The organism is Acinetobacter lwoffii (assembly GCF_052078135.1).
In the GTDB taxonomy this organism is placed as follows: Bacteria; Pseudomonadota; Gammaproteobacteria; order Pseudomonadales; family Moraxellaceae; genus Acinetobacter; species Acinetobacter lwoffii_Z.
In genome coordinates this window covers 1-8,963 of record NZ_JBQGUZ010000043.1, presented here as the reverse complement: position 1 = coordinate 8,963, position 8,963 = coordinate 1, and the positions used below count along the sequence as shown (strand labels likewise).

The following is an 8,963-nucleotide window of genomic DNA, read 5'->3' as shown; positions in this document are numbered from 1 at the left end:
AGACATAGTGATCAGCATCTATATTTTATATCCAGTCCATGGTGATAAAAACCATCATAAACCAGACATTTTTATTGGTGAGAATATAGACACTTTAAATGGGTTCTAACACACTGATTTCGTATAATATTGATTATGTTAAATGACTTATACCTGATAATAACTTCATATCTTCTTTTATTAAACGAAAATTCAATAACTTAAATAATTTCAATTTCATTTGTAAAATATAATATGTTGACCTCAAGAATACTTCATAAACTTTACTATGTTTGCTTTAAAAACAATTCATTTGGAAAAGAAAGTTTCAAACGAAAATCAAATTATTCTTTTGTTTGATCTGGATTCATCATGTCCATGTTTGTACCCAGTAATCCCTCCTAAAAACAATAGGACCTAAAAATAGAATTTTCTCTTAAAGTATAGGCAGGAGATTCTGCATGAAAACATCTAAATTTACTGACAGTCAGATCATGTCCATTTTGAAACAGGCGGAGTCTGGCACACCTGTAGCCGCCCTTTGTCGTGAACACGGTATGAGTAATGCGACCTTCTATAAATGGCGTGCCAAATATGGCGGTATGGATACATCATTAATGGCAAAACTCAAAGAACTGGAAGCAGAAAATACCAGACTTAAAAAGATGTATGCTGAGGAACGCTTAAAGGCAGAGATCATTCAGGAAGCGATGGCAATGAGCAGCACTGCTGCGCAAGGGTGAGGCCATCTTGCCGACGTAAGATGGCACAACAGGCAGTTGCCCACTATGCGATTAGCATTCGTTTGGCTTGCCGAGCATTTAGTATCAGTGAAACCTGCTACCGTTATCGATCCAAGTTAAACGATGACAATACATTAATTGCAGAACAGCTCATTGAGCTCACTGAAGAAAATACAGATTGGGGTTTTGGTCTGTGTTTCTCTTATCTACGTCATGTTGAAAACCATGTTTGGAATCATAAACGTGTTTATCGCATTTACTGTGAGTTAGCACTGAATCTGCGCATTAAACCGAGAAGAAGACTAAAACGGCATGCACCAGAACCACTGAAAGAGCCGATCCGGGCAAATCAGGTCTGGTCACTGGATTTTATGCATGACCAGCTGATCGATAGTCGTAAGTTCCGATTGTTGAATGTGATTGATGATTACCGTCGAGAAGGTTTGACTATTGAAGCAGAATTCTCATTACCCACGATCAGGGTTATTCACACATTGAATCAGTTATTGGAATGGCGAGAAAAACCGTTAGTTATTCGGTGTGACAATGGCCCGGAGTTTATCAGTCACGAATTTGTACGCTGGGCAACTGAACAAGGTATTCGTATTGAATATATTCAACCAGGTAAACCACAGCAGAATGCGTATATTGAACGCTATAATCGGACTATACGTTATAGTTGGCTGAGCAAACATTTATTTGATACTTTGGATGAAGTACAAGATTATGCAACAAACTGGCTGTGGCATTACAACCATGAAAGACCACACCAAGCAAACAAAGGAAGGCCACCTCTAATGGCTGCTTAACCTCTACTTTTAACTTCAGTTATTTATGGGAGGATTACCGTTTGTGCAACAAAGCCCTTAGTTGAAAAAAACTTTTAGATTTCATGCTCACACACCACCTAAAACAAAAAATATCTGATTGATTTTACAGGCTTTTAATTTAAGGATTTATTCTACCCACTCGCAATATCAACGTTTAGTATCACGACTCACTAACTCATTAACTAAATATGGAGCAGTACGGCTATCTTGATTTTCTGTTATTTGTTTTGGTGTTCCTGCCACAACAATATTCCCACCAGCATTTCCAGCACCTGGTCCCACATCAATCACCCAATCTGCTTGTGCAACGGCACGCATATCATGCTCAATCATAACCACGGTATTACCCGCATCGACTAATCGCTGCAATTGAACTAACAATCGATCTACATCTGATGGATGCAAACCTGTAGTTGGCTCATCAAGTATATACAGTGTATTTCCACGCTGATTGCGTTGCAGCTCGGTCGCCAATTTAATACGTTGCGCTTCTCCACCAGATAGTTCAGTCGCTGGTTGCCCTAAACGTAAATAACCAAGGCCAATTTCCTTTAATAATTGTAGTGAACGAGCAATCGAGACCTCTCCATCAAAAAAATCACGTGCTTCATTGACGGTCATTCCTAATACTTCAGCAATATTACGTCCATTCCAGCGAATTTTCAGAGTGTCATCATTATATCGAGCACCATGACATGTCGGACAAGGGGCATATACACTTGGCATAAACAATAACTCTACACTGACAAAGCCTTCACCTTCACAAGTTTCACATCGCCCTTTAGCCACATTAAACGAAAAACGTCCAGCATCATAATGAGCTTGGCGAGCTTCAGGAGTCCCAGCAAATAACTTTCTAACATGATCAAATAAACCCGTATAAGTTGCCAGATTAGAACGTGGAGTACGGCCAATTGGTTTTTGATCAACCTGTACCAGACGCTGTATAGCCTCCACATCACCAGCCAGAGAACCCTGTGTAACCTCGTTAACCAACATTCCTTCATTTAAAGGATTATTTTCATTATTGTTTTCAGTTTCAGACTCATTGCCTAAATATGAAAGTACTAACTCGGGTAAAGCTTGAGAAACGAGACTAGATTTACCTGAACCTGAAATACCTGTAACTGCTGTAAGTACACCAAGAGGTATACGAGCATCAATATTATGCAGGTTATGTCGGTAAATATTGTTAAGTTCAAGCCAACCAGAGGGTGTACGTCCATAACTTTGAGTAACTGGGATTTTATTAAATAAATAACTTGCAGTACGTGAAGCTGAAATCTCACTTAAACCCTGAGGTACTCCACTATATAAAATATTACCACCTTGCTCTCCTGCATCTGGTCCAACATCCACTAACCATTGAGCACGACGCATGAGCTCTAAATCATGCTCTACAACAAATACGGAGTTTCCAGCGTCTCTTAATTTATCGAGAGAATCATATAATGACTGACTATCTGAAGGATGTAATCCAGCAGACGGTTCATCCAGTACATAAACTACACCAAATAGCATAGAACTTAATTGTGTTGCTAAACGCAAACGTTGTAACTCTCCCGCTGAAAGAGTCGGTGTGGCTCTATCTAATGTTAGATAACCAAGACCTAACTGGCGTAATTGATTTAAACGCCCCACCACACCATTTGCTAAACGCTGGGCAGCAATTTTCTTTTCATCTGAAAGTGCTGACGTACGTCTTACATCTGGAGATACAGAATGCACTGCTCTACCTGTTGTTGCTCGTTCAGATCTATCAAGTTGGGTTACTTTATTATTAGTCTTTTCTCCAGCATCATGAGCGTCGAAATTGCCAAGAACAATGGGCTCAAGCAGGCAAGTTAACTTATCCAAAGAAAGTTGCATAAACTCACCAATATCTACTCCAGCAAAGGTAATAGATAAGGCTTCTGGTTTAAGGCGTTTACCATGACAGGAAGGGCATATTTTTCCTTCCATAAAACGTGAAACACGTTTTTTCATCAACGTACTTTGGGTATTAGCAAAAGTATGAAGGACATAGCGACGAGCACCAGTGAAAGTGCCCATATAGCTGGGTTCTAGTTTACGTTTAAGTGCAGATTGAGTCTCAGCGGGGCTTAAACCAGCATAGACAGGAACTGTTGGGGTTTCTTCAGTAAATAAAATCCAGTCTCTATCCGATTGCGGTAAATCTTTCCATGGTCGATCAACATCATACCCTAGGGTTACTAGGATATCGCGTAAGTTTTGCCCGTGCCAAGCAGGTGGCCATGATGCGATAGCTCTCTCACGAATACTGAGTGTTGGGTCAGGAACCATTGTCGATTCTGTAACTTCATAAATGTGACCTAAACCATGACAGGTAGGACAAGCACCTTGAGGAGTGTTCGGTGAAAAGTCCTCGGCATATAACATTGGCTGATCGGCAGGATATGCACCAGCACGCGAATAAATCATTCGCACGAGACTTGATAAAGTTGTTACACTTCCAACAGAAGAACGGGTATTACTTGCACCACGTTGTTGTTGCAATGCTACTGCTGGTGGTAGACCATCAATAGCATCAACATCTGGTACTCCGGCCTGATCTATTAAGCGTCTTGCATAAGGTGCAACAGATTCGAAATATCTTCTTTGTGCTTCAGCAAAAATAGTTCCAAAAGCAAGTGATGATTTTCCTGAACCCGATACACCTGAGAAAACAACAAGTGCATTTCTTGGGATAGAAACATCTACATCCTTAAGGTTATGCTCACGTGCACCTCGAACTTCAATACAATTATTAGATAAAGTAATGTTATTGTGTTCACCAAAAGAATGTGTTTTCATGTTTCTACGAGCCTGTAAATTATTTTGTGTAAGTCCCATTTTTTATAAATGATCTTTTAATCGATCATCGAACTGAATCGTAAAACAATTCATTGCTAAACTAATACATTTAAATATGGCTGTCATTTGGTTTAAATCTTCAGGAGTTTTAAACCTTTAGCTAATTCAGCTGCCATACTTTTGATTGTAGCTTCATCCATGTGAAGTACCTTTTTTTATTATCCTCAGTAGGATAAATGAAAATTAAGTACTTACACAAAATTTAGAACAGTCCCACAACTCATTTTGTTGAACTATATCTGTACAACAACTCTACCTCGAATTTTTCCATCTAAAATTTCATTTGAAATATTTAAAGCATCTGTTAACTGAATTTCAGTCGTAACTTTTTCTAATTTTGTTTGATCCAATTCTGTAGCTAAACGTTCCCATGCTTCTTTTCTTAATTCGATTGGTGCCATCACGCTATCAATTCCATATAAGGTAATCCCTCTTAGAATAAATGGAGCAACTGTTGCTGGAAAATCCATTCCGCCTGCCAAACCACACGCAGCAACTGCACCACGATATTTTGTACTAGCACATGCATTCGCTAAAGTATGGCTACCAACAGTATCAATCACGCCAGCCCAAACTTCTTTGTTTAATGGCTTTCCTGGGGAAGATAATTCAATACGATCAATAATTTCACTCGCACCTAGATAGGTTAAATATTCTGACTCTTGAGGTCGACCAGTTGAAGCTGTAATCTCATAACCAAGATGATTCAAAATAATAATGGCAATACTACCTACTCCACCATTTGCACCTGTCACTAAAATTTTTCCATCACTTGGTTTAATACCATGTTTTTGTAAAGCCATGACACACAACATTGCGGTATAACCTGCTGTACCAATAACCATCGTATCTTTAAAAGAAAAAGCAGAAGGTTTTTGTATGAGCCAATCACCAGAAACAGTGACTTGCTCGGCTAGCCCTCCAAAATACTTCTCACCCACTCCCCAACCATTCAGTAGAACTTCATCTCTTTCTTTCCATGCTGGATGTTTTGATTCAATCACAACACCCGAAAAATCGATGCCTGGGGTCAAAGGAAAACTACGCACCACTGGTGAACGCCCAGTAATGGCTAAAGCATCTTTATAATTGAGTGTTGAATATTTGACTTCGACTCTAACCTCTCCTTCTTGTAAAGGCTTTGATGCAATCTCAGTAATTTGTGATGTGTAACCTGCTTCATCTTTAGTAATTACAATACCTTTGTACATAGAACTTCCTCTCCATTTAATTAGACTGCTTGTCTAGAATTAATTAAAAAATAAATACAGACGTCTGCATTTATTTTTTAATTAACTTTTTACGTGATTTGTTGTTTTACAGCTAAAGTAAACAAGCGATAAAATGCATCTAAGGGACTTGTTGATTTGACCAAACGTGCTCTTAGAACTGCACCTTCCCACCCAATCCAAAACTGATAAGCAGCTTCATCGCAATCAGCTAGGCTATATTGTGAATTTGACTGATGTAGGCAATCAGAAACTAATTTCTCCCATACCTTAAAGATATTTTCGATTCGGGCAATGATTTCTTGTGGTAAATACGACACTTCTTGTCCTAAGTTACCTAAAATACAACCTCGTTTAAAATCATATTTTTGCATTTTTTCACCCGCATCTTTTACAAAATTTTGCAGCTTTTCTAGTGGGGAAAGATCAGTTTGACTTAAAAACTTATTCAATCGCTTCACAAAATAAAGTTCATAAGCATCTAAGACTTCTAAAATAAAAGCCTCTTTATTTACAAAATAATGGTAGAAAGACCCTTTAGGAACTTGGACTGATTTCATGAGATCGTCCAAGCTCATAGCATTCATTCCACGTTCGGTCAGTAACTCGATACCTCGGTGGATTAAAACTTCTTTAGTGTCTGCATAGTTACAGCCGTGTTTGGTTGGTCGACCACGTGGTCTTTTGGGTGAGGAAGAATAATTCATATAATAAAAATAGACTATGTGACTAGAAATAACAACAATAAGATTATTTGATTGAAAATTTTATCTAAACGTCATCTAGTTCTCTTTTTTCACAGTACTTAGTCATTCATATAAATGCTCTTAAAAATCCTATAAGTTTATGAACTAATTTTTTATAAATTTCTATTATTTTTCTTCAAAATATTGAAATTAATAAATATATTGTAAAAATAATTTATAAACTAGATTTTAGGTAAACATAAGTTAAATGGAATAAAATTCTATGGATTTTTATACTAAAAGGCTAGTTTAAAAACTATTATCTTTCATTTTTTGTTGTGTCCATTACTAAATAGCTTGTAATTGATGAGATGGAATTAATTGTCCCTAGAACTTCTGTATGAAACTTTTTATACGATTTAATATCTGCTACTTCTACTCGTAAAAGATACTCTATAGCTCCAGTAATTGTATGACACTCAACTACTTCTGTAGATGAGAATATAATTTCCTCAAAAGCATTCAGGCATTCTTTTGAATGGCATGAAAGACCAATCGAAACATACATAACTAGACCAATGCCTAGAAGAGATCTATCGATAACAGCTTTATATCCTTTTATTATTCCAATTTTTTCTAATTCTTGTACACGTCTAAGACAAGCTGAAGGAGATAGTCCTATACGTTCAGCTAGTTTTAAATTGGTTAAGCGAGCATCACTTTCAAGTTCGGACAATATTCTGCGGTCTAATCTATCTAAATTAATCATTTATTGTGAATAGGTGTCTATATAAGCTAAATATACAATTTAATTTAGTTTTATTAACAATAAAATATGTTTATTCATTTTTTTTAGCTTGATATGACAAACATTACCCTTTTTATTCCTTTCATTATCTTCTGTATTGTTATGACAAGTACGCCTGGCCCTAATAATGCTTTCGTTATGATATCAGGCGCCCGATTTGGTATATGGAAAACTATTCCATTAATCCTAGGAATTTCTATAGGTGTAGGCTTACAACTTTTGGCTCTAGGAATGGGAATAAGCCAAATCTTCGATTTCATACCTGAACTTCATCTTATTTTAAGTCTTATCGGATCTTTATATATCGTGTGGCTTGCTTGGAAGATAGCTTCAAGTGGTACTTTAGAAATAAATCAGGATAGAAAGCCCTCTATGGGTTTTATTGAAGGAGCTATGTTTCAGTGGATAAATCCAAAAGCATGGATTGTTTCTATCAGTACAGTTACTACATATTTTTCTATGGAAAGTAATTTTTTAGAGATTTTTTTTGCTGCTTTAGTACTTATATTTATTACTATTCCCTGTGTTGGAATTTGGGCTGTAGCGGGAACCTTTTTACGAAAATTACTTATGAATATCCGATATGCTCGTATATTTAATTTAAGTATGTCTATAGCTTTATTAATGGCAGTTTTACCCACCACTATCAAATTAATCATAACAAATGTTATAGCTATTTCTTAAGATTTCCTAAAATTAACATAATACACCTTATACGAAATACGTTATAATTCTCTTGAAAATTCAAAGCTGTAGTTCCTTTTTTGCCCAACCTCCCCAAGGTGGGCTTTTTTGTTGATTTTTATGTTCCACGATTAATATTTTTCCCATGTTTCACGATTTTGATTAGCTCCTCTGCTTAATCTATATTTAACTCCTTGCTTACTTTTTAAAGGAGGGAGAGGAATAGGAAAAAGTCTTCATTTAGTACCGGATGATATAAGTAACTGAATATATAGAGAATCCTAAAAATTACATTTGAGAATTAATATAATCTTTTAAATAGTCTTTTAAATGCTCAAGAAAATGTGCTACTCGAGGTGAATGCTCCAATCTGTCTGCATATACAGCGTAAATATCAGCAGGCGGAGTTTCATATTCTTTTAAGATTTGAATTAATCTTCCGCTTTTTAAATACTTTAAGACATCCCATTCTGCCCTCATTAGTATTCCATGACCATCAAGAGCCCAGTCTAGTGTCACCTGGCCATCGTTACTACTGAGTTTTCCATGAACTTTAACGGTTTCTTCCTTATTACCTTTAGAAAAACGCCAATTGGCATAAGCACCATCATTTTGTCTCAGTACTATACATTGATGAGTCGTAAGATCTCGTGGATTTAAGGGAGTTCCAGCCGCATTTAAATAAAACGGTGAAGCACATAATAGCCTTTTATTTGCTGCGATTCGTTTTGCTATTAATCTTGAATCTGGGATTTGCCCAAAATGAATAGAAACATCAATAGTATCACTAGGGAGATGAACTGGACGGTCTGTTAAATGCAGTTGTACCTCAATCTCAGGGAATTTTTTTATAAAAGATGAAATTGCTGGTGCTATATATTTACGACCAAAACCAAAAGGTGCATTTACTCGTAATAACCCTTTAGGTGAACTACGGCTACTTGCAACGAGTTGTTCCATATCATCAATTTCTTTCAAGATACGCACAGCATTTTCATAATAAATTTCCCCCTCAGAAGGGCTTTGTTGCACAAAGATTTGAAATGCAAAGCGCCCCTAATTGAGCCAAATTTAAGGCGTAACTTGGGTAAGTGGTCGACCTAATTCCGTAAATCTGTTAAGGACTGCTA

Annotated in this window: 6 protein-coding genes and 2 pseudogenes; 3 read left to right on the top strand and 5 right to left on the bottom strand. The window is 36.8% G+C overall.

Features of this window, described 5'->3' with window-relative positions; translation table 11 throughout:
* Nucleotides 1-268: 268 nt before the first annotated feature.
* A pseudogene (locus ACTL4S_RS15970) lies at nt 269-376 on the top strand (site-specific integrase); the annotation flags it as partial.
* Nucleotides 377-440: 64 nt separating this feature from the next.
* Nucleotides 441-1,531 (top strand): annotated as a pseudogene (locus tag ACTL4S_RS15965) (IS3 family transposase).
* A gap of 168 nt (nt 1,532-1,699) precedes the next feature.
* Here ACTL4S_RS15965 and ACTL4S_RS15960 read toward each other — a convergent pair.
* The 4 genes from ACTL4S_RS15960 to ACTL4S_RS15945 form a co-directional block, all read right to left on the bottom strand.
* Nucleotides 1,700-4,366, bottom strand: a complete 2,667-nt coding sequence (locus ACTL4S_RS15960) for an excinuclease ABC subunit UvrA (protein WP_253145955.1) — start codon at nt 4,364-4,366, stop codon at nt 1,700-1,702.
* A 293-nt stretch (nt 4,367-4,659) separates the two neighbouring features.
* Nucleotides 4,660-5,637 carry an acrylyl-CoA reductase (NADPH) gene (gene acuI, locus ACTL4S_RS15955; RefSeq protein ID WP_086044951.1) on the bottom strand — a complete coding sequence of 326 codons (978 nt, stop codon included), beginning with the start codon at nt 5,635-5,637 and terminating at the stop codon, nt 4,660-4,662.
* 89 nt (nt 5,638-5,726) lie between these two features.
* Nucleotides 5,727-6,362 carry an acrylate utilization transcriptional regulator AcuR gene (gene acuR, locus ACTL4S_RS15950; RefSeq protein ID WP_004647830.1) on the bottom strand — a complete coding sequence of 212 codons (636 nt, stop codon included), beginning with the start codon at nt 6,360-6,362 and terminating at the stop codon, nt 5,727-5,729.
* A gap of 298 nt (nt 6,363-6,660) precedes the next feature.
* Nucleotides 6,661-7,110, bottom strand: coding sequence for an Lrp/AsnC family transcriptional regulator (locus ACTL4S_RS15945; RefSeq protein ID WP_253145954.1), 450 nt, complete (start codon nt 7,108-7,110; stop codon nt 6,661-6,663).
* Between the two features lie 93 nt (nt 7,111-7,203).
* Here ACTL4S_RS15945 and ACTL4S_RS15940 point away from each other — a divergent pair, with 93 nt between their 5' ends.
* The gene (locus ACTL4S_RS15940) at nt 7,204-7,833 is read left to right on the top strand and encodes a LysE family translocator (RefSeq protein ID WP_441299659.1); all 630 of its coding nucleotides are present in this window, start codon (nt 7,204-7,206) and stop codon (nt 7,831-7,833) included.
* A gap of 288 nt (nt 7,834-8,121) precedes the next feature.
* Here the strand turns inward: ACTL4S_RS15940 and ACTL4S_RS15935 are convergent, their stop codons facing one another.
* Nucleotides 8,122-8,865: a LysR substrate-binding domain-containing protein gene (locus ACTL4S_RS15935; RefSeq protein WP_253145952.1), complete on the bottom strand. Its 744-nt coding sequence runs from the start codon at nt 8,863-8,865 to the stop codon at nt 8,122-8,124.
* Between the last annotated feature and the right edge of the window lie 98 nt (nt 8,866-8,963).

What these genes read in the sequence shown, in the direction of transcription:
- ACTL4S_RS15945 (WP_253145954.1), bottom strand. Translation starts at nt 7,110, where the DNA reads ATGATTAATTTAGATAGATTAGACCGCAGAATATTGTCCGAACTTGAA.
- acuR (WP_004647830.1), bottom strand. Translation starts at nt 6,362, where the DNA reads ATGAATTATTCTTCCTCACCCAAAAGACCACGTGGTCGACCAACCAAA.
- ACTL4S_RS15960 (WP_253145955.1), bottom strand. Translation starts at nt 4,366, where the DNA reads ATGAAAACACATTCTTTTGGTGAACACAATAACATTACTTTATCTAAT.
- ACTL4S_RS15940 (WP_441299659.1), top strand. Translation starts at nt 7,204, where the DNA reads ATGACAAACATTACCCTTTTTATTCCTTTCATTATCTTCTGTATTGTT.
- acuI (WP_086044951.1), bottom strand. Translation starts at nt 5,637, where the DNA reads ATGTACAAAGGTATTGTAATTACTAAAGATGAAGCAGGTTACACATCA.